Below are 19,219 nucleotides of genomic sequence, written 5' to 3'. Positions count from 1 at the left end.
ACTTCATGCGCCGAACGTGTCCGGTCCACGACAGATGGTCACTCAATGTGACGAAGTGCGTCCGCGGATGCACGGCTCTTCAAGCCGGCGGTCAGAGGCAGATCACTTCCATGCGATCTACGCCGAGCGCGAAGCGCTTGTACGGATCGACGATGGATCGTTGATCGGCGGCGAACTCCCTCGGACTGCGGCACGGCTGGTTGAGCAGTGGCGCTCACTCCATCAAGCCGAGTTGTTGGCCAACTGGGGGCTGGCACAAGAACCATCCGCACTGTCGGCGATCGACCCACTCCAGTAGCCTGACGCTCATGAGCCGTCCTGCGAGAGTCGCCAGCGTCGAATATCTCGGTGACCGCCTGCTGAGGCTGGTGTTCACCGATGGCCTCGTCCGCGAACTCGACTTCGCTGGTGCGCTTCCCGGCGTGTTGGCTGCTGTCGATGACGACGTGGTGTTCGGTGCCGCAGGGGTCGACGCCGTCGCTGGCACATTGTCCTGGCCGATCGGTGTGGATCTCGATCCGGACGTGCTCCACGGCGGCGAAACAGCCTCGGGTGCTTTCGCCCCCAGCGTCGTGTCGGAGTACCGGCTGCAGGAGACCAGCTGACAAGCTGGTTGGGCACAATCATCAAGGAAGTCTGTTCGCACCCATCGCGTTGACGTGCTCGAGCTCGGATTGGTCGAATCATCGCCAGCGAGCCGAGGACCTTCACTGTCCCGGCTACGGCGCTAGGGAGTATCTCGTGCTGCATCCCACGGCCGGCGAGCGGGGTTCCACCGTGTCTCTGCTCAGTCCGGCCTTCTTCGTCGTCACTGTCGAACTCGAGACCTGTGTGGTGCACGCCCAGGTCGGGGGGCTGCAACCCGTTGAGCCTCGCAACACGATCGTTGGTGTCCCAGTCGAGGAGTGTCCGAACCCGTCCCCGAGCGATACGGCGATGCTCGAGCTGTTGGTGTCGGAACCGGTCATGACGCTCGACGATGAGCTGCTGACTGTGACCGGTCCGACGGGAAGCATCACGCTCCGACCCAGATGAAGTCCTCGAACAGCGATCACCGATCTGTTCGATGCGTCCTCAGACCGGCGCGATCGGGGGCGTTGTTCGAGCCGGAGGCTGTGAGCGGTAGGGGATGGTCGTGTCGGTCCGATCCAGATAGGTTGCTACTGCTGAAGGGGGTCTGGCTGCTCGTCAGCGAGCGAGGCGGGAACGTCTCTGCTCGCATGCAGGATGCGCCAGACGTCGATCTGATCGTCGTTGACGACGTAAAAGATCAGGTACGGGAACCGTTCGAGCGGCCAGGTTCGCAGGTTCGGGATGTCCAGCTCGAACGCGAACCGCATCGACCCGGTGGGTGGGTGCCGGACGAGGAGCTCGATGGCTCGTTCCAGATCGTCGACGAAGTTCTCGGCGGTACCGGGAGGAGCCTGGGCTTGGAGGTAGTCGAAGGCCGTGTCGGCGTCGTCGATGGCGCGTTGGCGCAGCGAGATATGGGCTGGGACGCTCACGTATTCGGGATGCGCGCTCTGAGGGTGTCGAGGTAGTCGTCAGCGGTGGCGGCGGCGGGCGATGACGCTCCTTCGAGCAATGCGGATCGGAGGCGTTCGCGGTCTTGTGCCCGGCGAATGAGGTCTCGTATGTATTCGCTGGTTGAGCCGTAGCCGCCGGCGTTGACCTGCGTGTCGACGAAGGTTTTGAGTTCGTCTGGGAGTGAGACGTTCATCGTGGTCATGTCAGGAGTCTATGGAGCTTGGCAAACTTTGCCAAGAGCGAGGTCACTCCTACTGACAGCCGAGGCTCGCGCTGCGTCTCACGGCCGGCGATTGGTGATGTTTCTCGGCCCTGGTCCTGTGGGTGGTAGGGGTCGCTTTTGTGGGTGCCCACCTCACGACATCGACCTGATCGAGGGCACGATCAAACCTCTGACTGCAGGACTACCGATCTGTTCGCTGGGGTTGGTCGAGTGTCTTGAGAGTGGCGGCGATTTCGTCGAGGCCAGGATGCTGGGAGGCGACGTTGATGACGAGGTCGTAGACGTCGTTGTTCTCGGCTGTTGCGACGTTGTGGCCGTTGATTTCGAGGAAGACGGCGGTTGCGAGCCATCCGAGTCGTTTGTTGCCGTCGATCAGGGCGTGGTTGCTGACGATTGATTGCAGGAGTGATGCGGCTTTGGTCCAGATGTCGGGGTAGGCGTCGCTGCCGAATGCGGTGGTGCGAGGTCGTGCGGCCGCGGATCGAGGAGGCCGAGATCGCGGATTGGTGCAGGGTGACCGAGCAGGGCGGTGGCGAGTGCGATCAGGTCATCGAGGTCGAGGTATTCGATCTCGGGTTGCTCGGTCACTCGCCCAACCGGCGCAAGGCGTCGTCGTGTGCGAGGAGGATCCTTGCTGCGGCGTCGGCTACTCGATCACGGTGATCGCTGCGGTCGACGAACTCGCGGACGGCTCGACGGGCCGCTTCTTGGAGGGAGATGCCCCTCGAGTTCGGCTCGTTGGCGGAGTGCTGCTTGTTCTTCGTCGGTGAGGCGGAGTGTCATGGCCATCGGGCAATGGTATCACTGTGATACCAGCGTGAGGATCGGTCTGGAAGAACGCCACGATCCGGCGGTATGCGACGCTTTCCTGCACGTCCGGAGCGAGTGGTAGGGGGCAGCGGAGCTCCGCTGGCTGAGACCGGTTCGGCAGCGTTTGGCCTCTAAGTGATGTCGGTGATCTCGACGGTTGCGGCGCCGGCGTCGCCGGCAGCCTGACCGATAACGGCGACCATGGCGTCGCGCATCGCCGGTGTCATGACACCCTTGGTGTCGATCGTGATCAGCCAGTCGTCACCATCGACTGCGACCGAAGCGAAGTTGGGGGTGTACACCATGGACTCTGCCGACGACCAGTCATCATCGGACACAAGTTCCCGCCCTTCTCCAGTGATTGCCATCAACCGGCCCTCCAACACCACAACCGCATCGGCCGCCATCCCCGCCAACGAGCGGTCAGCAGCGACACGAACGGTCTCAGTCATGCGCCCCAACTCCCCGCCCTCGTCCACGAGGACGAACCCGCCGGATGCATCGACCGGGATCGGCGACACCTCGACCGGCACACCCACCATGACGGGTAGTTGTGTCTGCGTGCCGACGATTGCAGCCAGTTGTTCGTCGAAACCGGCAAGGAACTTTTCCTCGGTGAGTTCGGTCCCCGCAGCACACCCCGATCCGTCAGCGGCCGCAGAGGTCAGTGACCGGTACAGGTCAGCGACCAGGGTCCGGAGCTGGTCGATGGTAGGGACGGTTGCTGCATACTCTGAGCCGGCCACCGCCGAGTAGTCGAAGTTTCCTCGCTCGAACGGCTCCGGGTACCAGGTAAGCCTGACCGACATGAGCTGGGGCTCAGAATCTGCGAGACCAGACGGGCTGCTCACGTTCAACGCCACTGACACCTGGGCGATGAGGCCCGCTTCGTTGAGGAACTCGCGTGGGACACGTGGCATCGAAAATCCCTCGATCTTCGAGTACGCCATGACTGCCAGCTCGCCCCCGTCAATACACCCGGTGACAAACGACACGCTATCCAGCTTTGGCTGCTGATCAAGATCGAACCGGCTGCGGTGGACACTGGCCCAAAGACGTGCTTCGGAATCGATGAACCGGATCACGGGTGCTTCCTCAACCACGCCAGGGGCAGGCTCGCGAGGCCCGTAGAGAGGGACGACCTCTGCGCCACGGAAACTGAACTCGACACCGGCGATTACCGCTCGATTCGCCACGCCTGCACCTCCACTCGTTGCGTCCACTCCGCACGACACCAACAAAACGACCATCATCGCCGCCATCGCAGACAATGTGGTGCGGTACGAGGTTCGCCGCATGACCGTCAGCGTTCCATGAGGAACGAACAGGCTGACGCCACGACCAGACCGAGTCGCCGAGCGGCTGGCCGACGACGAGGTGATGCGTCATCGATGATCATCGAGGCCATCCAATCCCTTCGGCTTGCCCCGCGTCGAGGTAAGCACAGGTAGCCGGGACCCTGCGCGGTGCGCAAGTCAGCTCCGAATCGAGCCCGCCACCACCTGAACTCATCGCGCACGACGATCTGCACCATCGTCCCGGCGGTAGGTGGCAGGGTTCGGTACGCAGGGCTTGGGTGATAGGGGACGGTATGGAGATCGTTGTTGTCCAGCCGATCTGGCAGGGGCGCAGCGCCGGGAACCAGACAGCGTTGTCTATCGTCTGAATTGTCATGCGGCGGATCTGGTTGGTGTCGGTGGTGTTGTTCTTGGTGGCTGGGTGCACCGGCGCTTCCAGCAACAGTACAAGCGGTGTCTCGACGGCCGCGACCTCGACGTCGACCGCCGAGACGGCCGGCGCAGCGCTTGGTGCTACACCGTTGTGGTCTCAATCGGAGACCGTTGCACCTGGCTTGGTGCTGGATCCGCTCGGCCCGATCGATCCAGGCGTCGCTGTAGAGGTCGAGATGTTGCCGCCGACGCTGGCGGTGACGTTGGGGGGTCTCGAGGGTGTGAGGATCGGTGTTGATTCCTGCCGCACCGTGGCACCGGGCCGGTGGGTGATCGAAGGATCAGTCGCAGTGCCCGACGATGAGACGGTTTCGGGGGTCCTGGGTGTTGAGGTTGGCGCGTCGGACACCTTCAACACCGAGTATCTCGGAGTGACATTTGCTGGCTCTGGGACGTTCGCTCTCGGGTTTGAGCGACCAGCGCTGTCGACGGGGAAGCTCGACAACGGTGCGCTGTGGTGGGGGAACGAAGTGTCGCTGACGAACTGCCAGCTCGTGACCGCTACGACAGCGGGCCGGTTTGTCACGATCGAGCATTTCGAGGATCTGCCAGGGTGGGAGGCATCCGATGGCACGGTGCAGTCCGCGCTCGACGTTGCGAACTCGAGCCGGGGTGGGTTGGGTTGGAGTCTGGGCGTCGACGTTTGGCTGGGTGTCGCCTACCCCTTCGGGGAACTCTGGCTGCCTGATGATCCAACCCTGTTCGGTCCGATCGGCTCATCGAACCAGCCGGGTTGCGCCTCCACCGCCTACTCCATGATCGTCGGCGATGTGCGGGTCGCTGACGTCACCCACTTCGCCGGGTCCTGTCATGGCGATCCGGCGACGTTGGGCGCGGTCGAGGGGGCTGCGGGATGGGAATGGGTCGAGGCGTGGGGGACAGCAGTGACGGCTCGTCGATCGCTCAATGATGGTGGGCTCGAGGTCCGAGCGGCCGATCGTGACATGGCGCTCCAGGTCATCGATGACTTGCACCCGTACCGGAACCTGCTGGTCGGTGAGCCGGTCGGCGCGTCGACACTCGACGAAGCAGTTGAGACGGCGATGGCGGCCCAACTCGAGGGTGGCGACTCGTTTCGAGACTTGGTCGAGCGTGGCCGCGTGCCGATCGAGTCCGGCGTCGTCGTTGTTCTCACCGGTGTCACGGTTCGCAGCTGCGACGGTTGCACGGCCCGAGTGGTATGCGTTGGTCGTGCGTGAGCGTTCGGGTCGATGGGACGCTTCCGTGCTGGGTGGCGGAGAGTGGGACGAGTGTCTCGCCCTCAGCTACGGAGGGTCCGATGATCGGGGCTTCGACACAGTGGCGATCACCGGCGAGCCGACATGGACTATCGAGAATCTCGTGGACGACGAGTGGGAAACGGTGGACACGATTGACGGACTCTGGGCCATTGTGGGGGCGCCGGATAGCGATCTACCGGTGATCCGCGCTGTCGATGAGACCGGCGTACCACAGCCGTGCGCTCTGACTGAAGTACTCGGCGGCTGACCAGACCCGCCCTCACATTCAGCAACACTGCCGCATTGCGTCATCTTCCCGGCGATCAGGGGCAGGTGCTCGGCTTGGATCGGCCGGGAATATGGGACACCTCATCGCTCGCTTGTAGGAGCGCCGTTGTCGAGCGGGCGCTTTCTCCGAAGGCGGCGACATGACATCCTGTCCCAAGTGAGGCTCGACAAGGCGCAACGAAAGGTGGCGGCGCACGTTCGTAGGTTCTTCGACGGCCAGGAGGTCACGATCGATCGTTGGTCGACAGGACCAATCGAGGAGCGGGTCCCCGGCTTCGCCGTCGCTCGTGTCGGTCCCGGCCCAAAGCTGCCCGGCCTGTGGACGTACGTGTCGCTTGGCTGCTGGACTGCAACCCACGAAGATGAGCACGGCCTCGAGTTCGCCCTGGTTGGCGCGAAGAACGATCCGCGCCTTGTCGAGCTTTTGGCCTTGACTGCTTTCTATCACTGTGGCCCGGAGTCGCAGCGCCTCGCTCTCGGCCACACGGTCCCGATCGGGGAGCCTTGGCTGCCCGGCTCATCGTGCGACCACCTGCTCGTCTCGCTTCCATACCCCTTCGGTCCAGAGCTGGAGGTGTGCAACTGGCGCGGCGGACATGCTCGCGTGCTCTGGCTGCTCCCGATCAGTGACAGTGAGCGTGAGCACATGGTGACGGACGGCCAAGAGCAGCTGGAGCAGCTCTTCGACTCGAGAGGCGTCCGCTACTGGGATCCCGCTCGTTCGCCGGTTGCGTGATCACGGAGCCTCGAATCGGATCCGCCAATCGCTCTTCCCGGCGATCGCAACCGTCTGACAGGCAGGGAGTCGGCGACTGTTCGGAGCGCCCTCAACCGGCACTGTGCTCCCATCCACCCGCCCGAGATTGTGCGTCATCCTCCCGGCCTTGTGGGGCAGGGATCTGAACTGGAGCGCAGAGTGGTCGGGGTCGCTTCCGCGATTGCCGATGCTCAACCCACCCAGGCCCGTTCAGTCCGCTGTTTGGAGAGGCCAGGAGAGCTAGTCTCGGCGTCACCGCCCAGGAACACCGACCCCCCTTGTCGATCGTTCGTTCGAGCTTCGGCAACTGATACGTTGCCGAAGGTTTCAGCTCTTGCTGATAGGGAGGATGACAGAAGTGGTGAGTTTCGAAGCGTTCGTTGCGCTCGTGGGTGGCCTGCTTTTCTACTTCTTCGGATCCTGGGTTGAGCGGACGTCATCTCCATCTGATCGGGATCAGCTTGAGAAAATCGAGCGTGGCGGTCCCGAGGCATACGGCAAAATGGTTGAGGCTACGTGGAGGGGATTTAGATACTTCCGCCACGTTGGGATCTTCTTCTTCGTGTGGGCTGCAGTCGAACAACTAGTGGCTTGGTTCTGAGCTGCGCTCGGTGGTTATGAGCGTCGGGCAAACCGTCGAGGCGTCGCGCTGGGTGTCACATAATGCTCGGCCGATATCCAGATGTGCCTTATCCCCGAGGTGTTGTTATATGGGTAATCCAGCCGGGTCTGGGCGTGGCGTCATGGAAGCAGGTTCAGGTGGTGTTGTCGATGTCGTGGAGGAGTCGGGTGTAGATGTTGGCCCGGTCGGTGTCGGCGTGTTGCTCGGCGTTGTGGTGTTGTCGGCGGAGGATCTCGACGAACTGCGGGCCGGTTTCGTAGAACCCACAGCGCTCGCAGATCGTTTCGAACTGGCAGGCGAGTGTGGCGGGCCGGTTGCAGTGGCCGTTGCCGAGGAGGCGTCGGTGGTCGTCGGCGAGGCGCCGCATGTTCGGGCCGGTGCTGTCGGTGGGTAGCGGGTTGGTGTGGTGGTAGTTGTCCTCGACGGCTTGGGTGACTCGGAAGTATTCGTCGGCGACGGTCCGGTCCGAGATCCGGGCGTAGGTCAGGGTCATGCGCATGGAGCGGTGGCCGAGGAGCGCGGCGATCGCTTCGAGGCTCATGCCCCGGTTGATGGCTTGGGTGGCGAGGGTGTGGCGGAGTTGGTGGGGGTGGACGTGGCCGACTCCGGCCCGTTTCGCGACGGCTTCGACGTAGCGGTGGATGGTGCGCCGGTCGAATGGTTGACCGTCGTTGCGTTCGACAAGCCGCCCGGATCGGGGTGTTGGCCGGATCTGGAGCCATTGGGTGATGAGCTCGACCAGGATCGGGTGGAGTGGGACGTAGCGGTCGTTGTGGAGTTTCCCGATCGGGATGCGAAGCCAGTGGGTGTCGCCGACGGTGACCATCGGGTTCGCTTCGAGTGAGCCGAGTTCCCCGGCGCGCATCCCGGTGCGGGCGAGGAGCTCGACGATGAGACGCCGCCGCTGGTTCGGATCGGCGGCGAGAGCGGCCATGAATTTGGCTGCGGTCGGGTCGTCGAGGAACTTCGGCAACGGTTCGTCTCGCTCAGGGAAATCGCCGGGGAAGACGAGTTGGTGGTCGGGGGCGTCGTGGTAGCCCCATTCGATGGTTCGTTCGAAGAACGTGCGGAGGAACCCGAGCCGTTGCGCGATGGTGTTCGGCGACAGTTGTTTGCCTTGCCGGCCGGGACGGGTGGCCATCCATTGCTTGTGGGCTTCGATGTGTCGACGGGCGATGCCAGCAACACTGCACAGCTCGGGATCGTCGCGGGTGGCCTGCCCGGCGAAGAACCGCAGAGCGTCCGACGTGGCGGTCACCGTCGATGGCCGAGCCGAGACAGCGAGCTGGTCGAGATAGCGGGCCATGGTGGCGACCATCACGGGGGCGTGCTGGGCTGTTTCGTGCCAGGGGAACTCCTTGGTCTGGTTCCTCGACACCGGTGGGAGTGACTCTGCAGCAGCGCCGGTCATCGGGTCGCCCCGATCGTGGCTTGGACTTCGATCGCTTCGGCTGCCCGCTTGTATTCATCAGCGAGCCATTGGTCGCCGAGATGTAGGTAGATCCGGGTCGACGCGATCGAGCGGTGACCGGCCTGGGCCTGGATCGCTTCGATCGCCATGCCGCCCTCACGGAGCCGGGTGAAGCAGGTGTGGCGTAGTTCGTGACAGGTCACGTGCGCCAGCCCCGCCCGGGCACGCGCTGATCCGAGGACGGTGTCGAACCCGTCGGCCGACAGCGGCTGGCCACGGGTGGGTCCTTTCAACACCACGAACACACGATCAGTCATGGCGTCGGCTGGTCGTTCATTGTTCAGATAGTCCGCGACGGTGGCGAAGAACGTTTGCGACAACGGGACCACACGTTGATGGCCTCCCTTGCCATCGGCGATGAACACCCGCCATTCACCCAGGCGGAGATCCTCGAGACCGAGCCCCAAGACCTCGCAGCGGCGCAGCCCGCCCAACACCATTGCCTGCACGATCGCCCGATCTCTCGACGTGCGCAGCGCGGCCATCAGCGCTTCGACCTCGCCGGGTTCCAAGATCCTCGGCAGACGGCGGACACCGCGCACCAACGGCAGGCCACGGCCGCCGCGCTGCCGGCTCTTGCGTGTCGGCAGACCCCGCGGGACCGGGTTCACGCTCACACCGGTGTCGCCGCGGATCACCAGATAGCCGTACAAACTCGACACCGCAGCCAAGCGCCGTTTGATCGTCGACGTAGAGAGCCCGGCCCGGCCGTCACTGATCCGTACCACGTTCCCCGCGCCGTCTCGTGGCCGGTTCTGCTCAACGACGAACGCCATCACGTCCGCCGCTGTCACCTCTGTCGGGTCCTTGCCGACCACGTCGAAGAACACTTTCAGATCATGCGCGTACGCCCGCACCGTGGCCGGTCGTGCCCGGCCAGCCACGAACAACAAGAAGTCATCGATCAGGTCGTGACCAACCCGATACTCCCGCACGCCATCGGCCCCAACCACGCTCTCAAACACCGGACTCCACATCACTGACCACCTTCCAATCAAGGGACAACAACCCGGAGAAGACTCCCCGGGACATCAGCCCAGAAGGTGGATTACCCGTGTAAGTGCCGATCAGTGACGATTCGATATCGCTCGTGGCGCTGGTCGGTCGATCTTGACGCAACTGCCGGGAATGGTTGCCAACCCGATGTGGTCTGGTGGGTCAAGGCCACTTTCGGCCAGACTGGCGCGATGGCTCGCGTCGAACGGACTCCACGCCTCGGCACCAAGGCGTTCCTGTCGACCCTCGGGGATTGGTCGGCGGGTCCAGGCGCGTCGTTGCCTCGTCGTCTCGAGGGTGCGATCCGTCAGGCCATCGAGACTGGGCTGCTGCGGCCGGGAGCTCTCCTGCCGGCCGAGCGGACGATGGCTCGTTCTCTCGGCGTGAGCCGGTCGACGGTCACCCATGCGCTCAACGACCTTAAGGCTGACGGCTACCTCGAGGCCCGCCATGGCAGCGGCACCGTGGTGGCGGGGTCGGTCGATCCCGACCGGGCGCCGGGCGCTCCGATGGCGACCGTTCTTCCCGGGTTGCTGGGGGAGTGGGGTGGCAGCATCGACCTGGCGGCGTCGAGTCCCGCCGACGCACGAGCCCTGCCGCAGGTCGACGTCGACCTCGACTCGCTGCTGCTGTCGGGGCCCCGCCACGGCTACACCCCGGCCGGGCTCCCCGAACTCCGGCGCGCCGTCGCCGAGCGGTTCACCACCGATGGCCTTGCCACCACTGCCGAACAGATCCTCATCACCAACGGTGCCCAGCATGCGTTGGCGTTGGCGTTCAGCGAACTGACCGAACCCGGCGACTCGATCATCGTCGACGAGCCCACGTACCCGGGCGTGATCGACCTTCTCGCCGCTCGGCGGCTCCGTCCCGTGGCGTTGCCACGGACGGCGGGCGGCATCGATCCCGATGCGTTCGCGGCGTTGGTGCGATCGTCGGGCGCCCGGCTTGCCTACCTGCAGACGCTCGTGCACAACCCGACAGGGCAATGCGGCGATGAGCGTCAGCTTCGACGCCTCGCCGAGGCGGTCACGGCCACCGGCGTCACGGTCATCGAAGACCTCGTGCTGGCCGAGTTGCGCTTCGACGGTGAACGTTCGGCACCTCTGGCGTCGCGCGTGGACCGCGACCAGGTGGTCGTCGTCGGTTCGGTCTCCAAGCTGGGCTGGGGAGGGCTCCGTATCGGCTGGCTGCGAGCTGAACCCGGCCTGGTCGACCGGTTGGTCCGGTCACGTCTCACCGACGATCTCGGCAGCTCGATCCCGTCGCAGGTGATCTCGGCGGCCGTGCTCGCCCAGTTCGACGTGATCGTGGAGAGTCGACAGCGATCACTCGGGCGCCGGGCCGACCTGGTGTGTCGCCTGCTCACCGAGCGGTGCCCCGAGTGGCAGTTGCTCACCCCCACCGGCGGCTTGTCGCTGTGGATCACGCTCGATCGACCCTGCGCGGAACGTCTTGCGCAGCGAGCGGCACGGGAAGGGGTGATCATCGCGACCGGTAGTGCGGCCTCGGTGACCGGCGACGAGGATCGCCACATCCGGCTCTGCTTCGATCGACCCGAGCAGCAGTTGGTCGAGGGAGTCGACCGCCTCGTCCGTGCCTGGCATCGTCTCGGCGACTGAAGGATCAGTCGCCGGGGACCAACGTGACGATGCCGTCACTGCCGACGAGTGCGACACCGTCGGCGTAGACGAGGATGCCCGGATCACTCTGCAGGACCGCGAGGAGATTCTCGTCTCGCATCCGCGCCATCTCGTCGGTGCATGCCTCGCCCTCGATCTGGAGTTCGACATCGGCGAGCCAGGAGACTTCCCGCCGGGCTGAGCCAGTGAGGCTCCGGCAATCGGTGGTGCCGGTGATCGCGCCGGTTTCGTCGATCGACACACGGGCGGTGGAGTCGGCGATCGCAGCGAGTGTCGGCTCGGCGTTCTCCGCGCCCCAGTGCCCGGAGGCCAAGCGCCACGATCCGACGATCGCCGCTGACCGATCGAGGCAGCCACCGGCCTGTCGTCGTGGCGTTGTCGAGGTGATGCCCTTGAACGTCTCGGGGAGCGGTTCGAGCGTGACGGTCAAGCGGTACAGCCGATGTCGCCGGTCGCGTTCTCGGATCTGGTCGTCCAGTCCTTCCGCCTGTACCTCGTAGCGCTCGAGTCGCCCGTCGGTATCGATGTCGAACGACAGTGTGCCGTCATCGAGCGCTGGGATCTGTCCGCCGATGCCGGCGACGTGTCCTACCAGCTGTTGGAGTTGTTCGGGACCCAGCTCGATCATCCGCCGTCCGGGGTGTGTGTCATCAGGCGTTGCTGCGGCGAGGCTGCCGACGATTGCCTCGAGGTCGGCGAGGGTGAGGACCGAAGGAGCTCCCTCGACCGTGTCGGCTTGGGTGAGCAGCTGGCCGGTTGGTTCGAAGTTGTCGGCGCGATCGGTCGTCGACCGAGAGAGCAGCTCCTCGTCGAATCGGGGTACGAGCATCTCCCAGCATCCGGCATCGCCCGGTTCGGCGACGGCGTCGACGGCGCTGTAGGCGAAGCCGCTGGCAGGATCGAAGGCCAGCGTCATGTGCCAACGCATCGCATCGGCCGGGTACTCCGCAACGATGACGCCGTCGGAGCCGAGGAACCCGGGGTCGATGTCTTCGACCAAGGTGATCAGCATCGCTGGTTCTGGCGTCGTCGGTGATGTGTTGGTCGGCTCCGAAGTCGGTGCCGCCGTGCCTTCCTCGACGGTAGTCGTGGTCGTTGGGGCGGGGTCGTTCGTCGTTGTGCTGGTCGGGGCCTCGGCCTCGATGCGCAGGTCGGCCGAGGAGCCCGAAGAGGGGAGGGCTGAACAACTGGTCGCGAGGAGAGCCGCAATGGTCAGGAGGGGGCGCCGCATAGTGTGCATGTCGACGCAGAACGCGTCGGGCTTGACCAGTCGCGACGAATCCATCGCACCGGCAGCGCTGCTCAGGTGGTCTCGCAGGCCTTGGTGACGTAGTCGGAGAGCGCTCCGAGCCGCCTCGACCAGTCCCCTTCGACGACGGCGACCCAGTCGGTCAGTGCATGCAGAGGTTCGAGCTGGGGTGTGTGCACCGTTTCGCGGCCGGCTCGGGTGGCCGAGGTGAGCCCCGCCTCGTTGAGCAGTGAGAGGTGCTTGGCGATGGCCTGGCGGCTGATGCCGAAGGCCGACGTGAGCGCCGTGGCCGTGCCGCTGCCGGTGCGGGCGAGCGTCTCGAAGATCTCGCGTCGGGTCGGGTCGGCGAGCGCCGCGAAGACCGGCCCCGGTGATGGTTGCGGGGGCACGGCCGGCTCAGACTCGGGCGACGTGCGTCCCGACGGCCAGCATGGCCCCTCGCCAGGCCCACGCCGAGTTGCCGAGGGACGAGGCCACGACAGACGCCGAAGTCGTGCCGAGCGCCGAGGCCATGACGGGCACGGGCACGATTCGCTCCTCGACCACTCGAACGATGGTGATGGGGTTCGAGCCGTTGCTTGGTCGCGGGGTGAGCGTGATCGATACCGACGAGTGTTGTTCGGGATCATCGGTCGGCCACCACACGAAGTCGAGGCGGCGCTCGGGTTCGAGTTCGGTGACGTAGCCAACCCGGGGCCGACCGGTGGCGATGTCGGGTGTCGAGATCGCGCCGCCGTCCGTCGGATCGATGGTCGAGTCGGGTCCGAACCAGGCGCTCAGACCGTCGTCGGTCGTGAGCGCCTGCCAGACCCGCTCGCAGTCGGCATCGATCTCGATCTCGCTGATCGCTCGCTCGGTCTCAGTCGGGGTGGGGGTGTCGGATTGGTCGGCCATCGCCGCATCGTACACGCAAGCAATGAGTTGCGCATTGCATCGACCTCCCGCATACTGATACGCAATCAATCAGTTGCGTATTAGTGGCGCAAGCAAGGAGTCGATGTGAGCTATCTCGTCCCCACCGTCGTGGAGCAAACCAGCCGAGGGGAGCGGGCCTACGACCTCTACTCTCGGCTCCTGGCCGATCGAGTGATCTTCCTCGGCACCGAGGTCGATGACGCCAGTGCCAACCTGATCATCGGGCAGTTGTTGCACCTGGAGTCGCAGAATCCCGAGGCCGACATCCAGCTCTACATCAACAGCCCCGGCGGTTCGGTCACGGCCGGCTTCGGGATCTACGACACGATGCAGTACATCCAGCCCGATGTGGCGACGATCTGCGTCGGGCAGGCTGCCTCGTGGTCGGCGGTACTCCTCGCTGCCGGTGCGCCGGGCAAGCGAATGACCCTGCCGAACTCTCGGGTGCTGATCCACCAGCCCCACGGTGGCGCTCAGGGCCAGACCACCGACATGGAAATCCAGATCGAGGAGATGCGCCACGCCCGTCTGCGCATCGAGGAGCTGCTCGCTCTCCACACCGGTCAACCACGTGATCGGGTGGCTCGTGACATCGAGCGGGACTACATCGTGCGAGGCCAGGCCGCAGTCGACTACGGCCTCGTCGATCTCGTGGTCAGCGATCGGCGCGCCGCTTCATCCACCACCGCCATCGGCCCCGATCGCCCAGCGTTGGGCGCACCGCCCGCGGACCGAGAGCTCGTGGCCTCGAACGCGAATGATGGTGCCGAGCGACCGGAAACGGCAGCCTGACACCATCAATCAGTCGGCCCGGCGGTCCGGACCCGTCACCAGGTGGGGATCAGCCCAGGACCCGGAACTCGATCCGGCGGTTGGCCTGCTGCTGCTCGGCGGTGTCGTCGGGGTTCTCGACCAGCTGCGTCTCGCCATAGCCCTTGGCCACCAGCTGGTCGGGGTCGACGCCGAGGGCAATGAGTTCGGCCACGACCCGGGCCGCCCGATCGTTGCTGAGGGCCAGGTTGCCGGCGTCGCCGCCTCGGCTGTCGGTGTGGCCACCGACTTCGACCTGTTGGCCGTCGCTGGCGATCAGGAGCTCGGCCACCTGGGCGACGACTGGCGCCGTCTCGGCGGTGATCACGTCGGTACCGGAGTTGAACAGGATCGGCGATGCTGCGACGAGCGCATTGAGCTCGGTTTCGAGATCGGACGCTGCGGTCACCTCGATCTGGTCGTCGAAGGTGAAGTCGGCGCCGAGGTCGGCGCCGGTGCCGCCCAGGTTGGTGGCGAGGGAAGCGGCGGCGGCCTCGCTGGTCAGCGAGCCGTCGACCGTCAAGGTATAGGGCGAGGCACCTTCGGCGATCTCGAGGTTGTTCGTGATCTGATCCTCGGTGTAGCCCGAGGCGATGGCGGCAGCGACGAGCGCGTCGGCGGTGGCCTGATCGGGCACGGTGCCGTTGAGCTCGACGGCGGCCTGGCTGACCGTGACGGCGGCGGCTGCGCCGGCATTCGCCGCTTCCTCGGCAGCGGCAGCAGCGGCTTCCTCTTCCTCGGCGGCAGCCGCTGCGGCCTCGTCCTCTTCGCCCGAGTCGGCCTCTTCGTCGGTGGCGTCGTCCTCGGCCTCGTGATCGGCGTCGGTATCGGCGTCCTCGTGCGTGGCGTCCTCGGTGACGGCGGCGACCTCGTGGCTGCTGCTCGGCTTCTGGTAGCCGAAGAAGCCGGCGAGGGCGAGCATCGAGACGAGCACGGCGGAGATCACGGCGATGCCGGCCATGGCACCGAAGGCAACGTCGCCCTCGTCCGCCAAGGCGATGCCGGCGCCACTCGGCCGATCGATCGTGCCGGCCCGATCGGGCTCATCGGCCTTGTGCCGCTTGGTCTCATCCGTCGCCATGATGTCGCCTCTGTGGGATCGTGCCGGCCGCGCCGGCGTCTCGTCGGCGCACAGTCTGGCAGCAACCGTGGCCGGTGACTACCTGGCGCGAGCCCACCGCTTGACCAGGGAGCGCTGCGACAGCGCGCCCTGCGCCCAGACCGACCACACGCCCAGTACGGCACCCCGTGAGTACTCGTGCCAGGTGATCGCCTCGTGGGCTTCGACCCGCCGCACGGTCTGCGAGATCCCACCCTCTCGGATCTCGTAGCCGGCCCAGACGCCCGGCCAATCACGAGTCGACGCAACCTCGGTCAGCTGGACCGGACCGACGGTGCGGGCTCGGTTGCGGTGGGTGTGCCCGGAACTCACCCAGCTGTTCGGATTGGCTCGGCCGAGCCGTTTCAGAAACGCCAGTCCTTCGGCCTTGCCGATGCCAGCCGGGTGGTGCGTGGGATAGCGGTGGCGCTGGATCTGATGGTGCAACAGGATCAGCGCTCCTCGCTCGGCCTCGCCTGCCGCCTCGATGGCGGCATCGCCGTGGGGTACCAACGTGCCGATGCCGCGCCGCGGAATGGCGGTGTCGAGCGAGATCACTCGGATGCCCGGGAGGTCATCGATGGCGATCGAACGAGTCATCTCGAGCGCGCGATGACCCACCGTCGTCGGGATCTCGATCGGGGTCATGCCGTCGACGTCGTGGTTCCCGGGGATGAGCGTCATGGGTAGGTCAAGGAACGCGTCGAGCAGGTCTCCCAGCATCTCGAAGTGGTCGCTGCGGCGATGGTGAGCGGCGTCGCCCTTGATGACCAGATGGTCGGCCCCCCATGCTGAGGCTTCGGTGATGGCGCCGCGTGCGCAACGGGTTGGCGCGGGTTCTGGGTGGCCGGAGAGATCGACCATCGTGCGAAGGAAACCCCAGTGCCCGGCACCGATGTGGAGATCCGACACGGTGGCCACTCGAGCAAGGATCTCACCGGGCGGCGGCGTGAGCGTCCGAGCCGACAGGGTTGATCGTCGGCCGTCGGCGTCGACATCGACCGTGTAGGTGGTCGAGGGTGCAAGCCCGTCGAGGGTCACGGCGCCAGGACCGCCCGGGTGCTCGATGGCACGGTCACGATCGCCGGCCGAGACTCGCAACGGGCCGGCCGGCATCTCGCCCCAGCAGATCTGCACGCTGGAGGCATCGACCGCCCAGACACGCAGCGGCGAGGGGACGAACGGTGGCAGTCGATTCACGAGGTCGACGAACTCGTGTCGCCGACGAGGCCGGAGCGCAGCGTCACGGAGCCAGCAGCGCCTGCAGCCGGGCGGACTCACGGGTCCGGAGCGCCGCACCGACCCGCTGACGCTCGAGGATCTGGCTGAGCGTCTTGCCGCCGGTCGGCACGGGGTTCGCCTCGAAGAACTCGGCGACCATGGCCACATCGTCGGGGTAGGTCAACGCCGTGACCCCGTCGACCATGCGAACCACGGCGTTCGACGGCAGCAGGTCGAGGAGCTCCTGCCAATGTGTGCTCATGAAGGCCCAGACGTCTCGCCCCAACCCGCGATTGGTGAGGCCTCGTCGAACCCAGAACGCCACGTTCTGAGAACGGACCTTGCCAGCAAGGATGTCGGCTTCGAGTTCGGCGAGCAGCGCCGCATCGGGGAAGTCGGCCAGTGCGTACAGGTAGCGGACCTCTTCCTGGGGAGTGGTGGCCTCGGCCATGGCCTTGCGGAAGTCGGCGAAGTCGACATCGTCGCCGATGCTGGCGACGATGTCGACCGCAGCGGCGGCGATGGCGGTGTCGACGAGATCGGGATCGCGCTGCAGGACCGAGATGGTGCGCTTGGCCTCCTCCTGGATCTCGAGGTCACGAGCGAGCGTGCCCATCGCCCGGATGAGATCGGCTCGAAGTTGCTTGTCGCGATCGGTGTCGGCCGGGAGCGGCGTGAGGCCGAGACCGGCGAGGGCCGGCCCGATGGCGTCGTGCACGTTCTCGGCGAAGATCTCGCCGGCGTCGCCGTCGACCAGACGATCGATGGCGGAGAATCCGCTCAGGATTCGCTGCCAGACCGACCGATCGGACTCGGTGGTCATCAGCTCGAGAACCGACAGGAACTGGCTTGCCGAGAGTCGGCCGGCCAAGACCGTGGCCCAGGCATCGTCGACGAGCGCGTACCGCTCGACCGGGAGCATGAGCTCCTGGGCGAGATCGGCGAGTTCTTCGGTGACCTCGGCTCGGTAGGCCGTGCGGACGAAGCTCGCACCCTCGGCGTTGCCGACGATCCACTCGGCCTCGTCGCTCAGATCGATGGTGACGGCGTCGGACTCGATCAGCACCCGATCGGTGATCGGATCGCCGCCGACCGGCTTCCACCGAAAGCGCAGCGGGATCGCCCAGGTCTGTGGCTCGGCGGGATCGCCGCCCTCGTAACCGAACCGTTCCTGGCGGAACGTGGCCTGGCGACCGTCGTCGGAGAGGCTGACCGAGACGAGTGGGAAGCCTCCCTGGAAGATCCAGCTGTCCATGATGCGTCGGACCGGTTCACCCGATTCTGTCTCGATGGCATCCCAGAGATCGGTGGTCTCCGCGTTGCCGTACTGGTGCTCGCGCATGTAGCGACGGATGCCGGCCCGGAAGCGGTCCTCGCCGAGGTACTGCTCGAGCATGCGCACGACGGCCGCGCCCTTCTCGTAGGTGAGGATGTCGAACATGCCCTCGGCGTCGGCGGGACTGTTCACCTCGAACTCGATTGGGCGGGTCGACGCCAGCGCATCGGTATCGAATGCCGCCGAGCGCGACAGCCCGAAGTCGACCCAGCGCTGCCAGCCGGGACGGAAGGCATCGGTGCAGCGCATTTCCATGAACGTGGCGAACGCTTCGTTCAGCCACAGCCCGTTCCACCACTTCATGGTGACCAGATCGCCGAACCACATGTGCGCCAGCTCGTGGTGGATCACGTCGGCGGCCCGCTGGAGCTCGGGTTGGGTCGACTTGTCGGGGTCGATCAGCAGGAGCGTTTCGCGGAAGGTGATGCAGCCGAGGTTCTCCATCGCGCCGAAGGCGAAGTCGGGAATCGCAACGAGGTCACACTTGTCGCCTGGGTAGGGGAGACCGAAGTAGTCGGAGAAGTAGCGGAGAGCGAAGGCACCGGACTCGAGGGCGAAGGGTGTGAGCTCACCCTTGCCTGGCACGTGCACGATCCGAAGGGGAACGCCATCGACGTCGACCGTTTCGGAGAACTCGAGCGGGCCGACGACGAAGGCGACGAGGTAGGTCGACATGGCAATGGTGGGCGCGAAGCGATGCAGGACCCGGCCCGTCGGCTGCAGTTCGGCCGCAACCTCGGCGGTGTTCGACACCACCTGGTGGTCGGCGTCGGCAACGATCTCGATGTCGAAGACGGCCTTGTGCGCCGGCTCGTCCCAACAAGGGAAGGCCTGACGGGCGTGGGTGGCCTCGAACTGGGTGGTGGCGAGACGCTGCTCGTTGCCGTCGGCGTCGACGAACCGGCTGAGGTAGAAGCCCACCAGCTGGTCGTTGAGCACCCCGTCGAAGTCGATGTGCAGCTGGTGTTCGCCGACGGCGAAGGGCCCGTCGACGGTGAGGCGCTGGGCGTTGGCGTCGAGCGAGAACGCGGCGTCGGAGTCGCCGACACGTGTGGCGCGGATGTCGAGTTCGTGGCTGTTCAGCACGAGGGTGTCGCACGGTGTCTCGACCTCGACCGTGATGACGACCACGCCGGCGAAGGTGGCGTCGCTCAGGTTCGGCTCCAACCGGATCGAGTAGTGGCGGGGAGACGCACCGGCGGGGAGTCGGTGTTCGTTGGTTGCATCAGCGTTCGACATCACGGGTCAGGCTACCCCTGGGTACGGATCGGCAGGGGTACCGCGATCCGGCGGCGCCAGAAA

Annotated in this window: 21 protein-coding genes; 8 read left to right on the top strand and 13 right to left on the bottom strand. The window is 65.7% G+C overall.

The window, feature by feature from the left end:
• The first annotated feature begins 34 nt into the window (after positions 1-34).
• From R2733_02650 to R2733_02640, 3 genes are all read left to right on the top strand, one after another.
• On the top strand, positions 35-298 hold the full coding sequence (locus tag R2733_02650; GenBank protein ID MEZ5375381.1) for a DUF4160 domain-containing protein: 264 nt from the start codon (positions 35-37) through the stop codon (positions 296-298).
• A 10-nt stretch (positions 299-308) separates the two neighbouring features.
• Complete coding sequence (locus R2733_02645; protein ID MEZ5375380.1) at positions 309-605, top strand: DUF2442 domain-containing protein; 297 nt, start codon at positions 309-311, stop codon at positions 603-605.
• A 136-nt stretch (positions 606-741) separates the two neighbouring features.
• On the top strand, positions 742-1,035 hold the full coding sequence (locus R2733_02640; protein ID MEZ5375379.1) for a hypothetical protein: 294 nt from the start codon (positions 742-744) through the stop codon (positions 1,033-1,035).
• Between the two features lie 125 nt (positions 1,036-1,160).
• Here R2733_02640 and R2733_02635 read toward each other — a convergent pair whose 3' ends face one another.
• From R2733_02635 to R2733_02615, 5 genes are all read right to left on the bottom strand, one after another.
• Positions 1,161-1,505, bottom strand: a complete 345-nt coding sequence (locus R2733_02635; protein ID MEZ5375378.1) for a type II toxin-antitoxin system RelE/ParE family toxin — start codon at positions 1,503-1,505, stop codon at positions 1,161-1,163.
• Positions 1,502-1,729: a type II toxin-antitoxin system ParD family antitoxin gene (locus R2733_02630; protein ID MEZ5375377.1), complete on the bottom strand. Its 228-nt coding sequence runs from the start codon at positions 1,727-1,729 to the stop codon at positions 1,502-1,504. The genes R2733_02635 and R2733_02630 overlap by 4 nt, the downstream gene beginning before the upstream one ends.
• A 393-nt stretch (positions 1,730-2,122) precedes the next feature.
• Positions 2,123-2,338, bottom strand: a complete 216-nt coding sequence (locus R2733_02625) for a hypothetical protein (protein MEZ5375376.1) — start codon at positions 2,336-2,338, stop codon at positions 2,123-2,125.
• 66 nt (positions 2,339-2,404) lie between these two features.
• The gene (locus R2733_02620; protein MEZ5375375.1) at positions 2,405-2,539 is read right to left on the bottom strand and encodes a hypothetical protein; all 135 of its coding nucleotides are present in this window, start codon (positions 2,537-2,539) and stop codon (positions 2,405-2,407) included.
• 152 nt (positions 2,540-2,691) lie between these two features.
• Positions 2,692-3,480 carry a hypothetical protein gene (locus R2733_02615; GenBank protein MEZ5375374.1) on the bottom strand — a complete coding sequence of 263 codons (789 nt, stop codon included), beginning with the start codon at positions 3,478-3,480 and terminating at the stop codon, positions 2,692-2,694.
• A 1,100-nt stretch (positions 3,481-4,580) separates the two neighbouring features.
• Between R2733_02615 and R2733_02610 the strand changes: the two genes are divergently transcribed.
• From R2733_02610 to R2733_02600, 3 genes are all read left to right on the top strand, one after another.
• Positions 4,581-5,489 (top strand): hypothetical protein, encoded by a 909-nt coding sequence (locus R2733_02610; protein MEZ5375373.1) that lies wholly within the window; start codon positions 4,581-4,583, stop codon positions 5,487-5,489.
• Positions 5,490-5,955: 466 nt separating this feature from the next.
• A complete protein-coding gene (locus R2733_02605) occupies positions 5,956-6,534 on the top strand; it encodes a suppressor of fused domain protein (GenBank protein MEZ5375372.1) in 579 nt (192 codons plus the stop codon).
• A gap of 379 nt (positions 6,535-6,913) precedes the next feature.
• A complete protein-coding gene (locus R2733_02600; GenBank protein MEZ5375371.1) occupies positions 6,914-7,156 on the top strand; it encodes a hypothetical protein in 243 nt (80 codons plus the stop codon).
• A gap of 154 nt (positions 7,157-7,310) precedes the next feature.
• Here the strand turns inward: R2733_02600 and R2733_02595 are convergent, their stop codons facing one another.
• Both R2733_02595 and R2733_02590 read right to left on the bottom strand, forming a co-directional pair.
• On the bottom strand, positions 7,311-8,588 hold the full coding sequence (locus R2733_02595; GenBank protein MEZ5375370.1) for a tyrosine-type recombinase/integrase: 1,278 nt from the start codon (positions 8,586-8,588) through the stop codon (positions 7,311-7,313).
• A complete protein-coding gene (locus R2733_02590; GenBank protein MEZ5375369.1) occupies positions 8,585-9,613 on the bottom strand; it encodes a tyrosine-type recombinase/integrase in 1,029 nt (342 codons plus the stop codon). The genes R2733_02595 and R2733_02590 overlap by 4 nt, the downstream gene beginning before the upstream one ends.
• Positions 9,614-9,835: 222 nt before the next feature.
• Here R2733_02590 and R2733_02585 point away from each other — a divergent pair, with 222 nt between their 5' ends.
• Entirely contained in the window at positions 9,836-11,266 is a 1,431-nt protein-coding gene (locus tag R2733_02585; protein ID MEZ5375368.1) for a PLP-dependent aminotransferase family protein, read from the top strand.
• Positions 11,267-11,270: 4 nt separating this feature from the next.
• Here R2733_02585 and R2733_02580 read toward each other — a convergent pair whose 3' ends face one another.
• From R2733_02580 to R2733_02570, 3 genes are all read right to left on the bottom strand, one after another.
• The gene (locus R2733_02580; GenBank protein MEZ5375367.1) at positions 11,271-12,299 is read right to left on the bottom strand and encodes a hypothetical protein; all 1,029 of its coding nucleotides are present in this window, start codon (positions 12,297-12,299) and stop codon (positions 11,271-11,273) included.
• A gap of 290 nt (positions 12,300-12,589) precedes the next feature.
• A complete protein-coding gene (locus R2733_02575; GenBank protein MEZ5375366.1) occupies positions 12,590-12,925 on the bottom strand; it encodes a metalloregulator ArsR/SmtB family transcription factor in 336 nt (111 codons plus the stop codon).
• Between the two features lie 7 nt (positions 12,926-12,932).
• Entirely contained in the window at positions 12,933-13,430 is a 498-nt protein-coding gene (locus R2733_02570) for an SRPBCC domain-containing protein (protein MEZ5375365.1), read from the bottom strand.
• 105 nt (positions 13,431-13,535) lie between these two features.
• Here R2733_02570 and R2733_02565 point away from each other — a divergent pair, with 105 nt between their 5' ends.
• The gene (locus R2733_02565) at positions 13,536-14,243 is read left to right on the top strand and encodes an ATP-dependent Clp protease proteolytic subunit (GenBank protein MEZ5375364.1); all 708 of its coding nucleotides are present in this window, start codon (positions 13,536-13,538) and stop codon (positions 14,241-14,243) included.
• A gap of 49 nt (positions 14,244-14,292) precedes the next feature.
• Here R2733_02565 and R2733_02560 read toward each other — a convergent pair whose 3' ends face one another.
• From R2733_02560 to R2733_02550, 3 genes are all read right to left on the bottom strand, one after another.
• Positions 14,293-15,342, bottom strand: coding sequence for an OmpA family protein (locus R2733_02560; protein MEZ5375363.1), 1,050 nt, complete (start codon positions 15,340-15,342; stop codon positions 14,293-14,295).
• Positions 15,343-15,420: 78 nt separating this feature from the next.
• Complete coding sequence (locus tag R2733_02555) at positions 15,421-16,560, bottom strand: metallophosphoesterase (protein MEZ5375362.1); 1,140 nt, start codon at positions 16,558-16,560, stop codon at positions 15,421-15,423.
• A gap of 43 nt (positions 16,561-16,603) precedes the next feature.
• Positions 16,604-19,156 (bottom strand): M1 family metallopeptidase, encoded by a 2,553-nt coding sequence (locus tag R2733_02550; GenBank protein MEZ5375361.1) that lies wholly within the window; start codon positions 19,154-19,156, stop codon positions 16,604-16,606.
• Between the last annotated feature and the right edge of the window lie 63 nt (positions 19,157-19,219).

The sequence above is a fragment of the Acidimicrobiales bacterium genome (assembly GCA_041394265.1).
GTDB lineage: Bacteria > Actinomycetota > Acidimicrobiia > Acidimicrobiales > SZUA-35 > JBBQUN01.
This window is presented reverse-complemented; position numbering and strand designations above follow the sequence as displayed.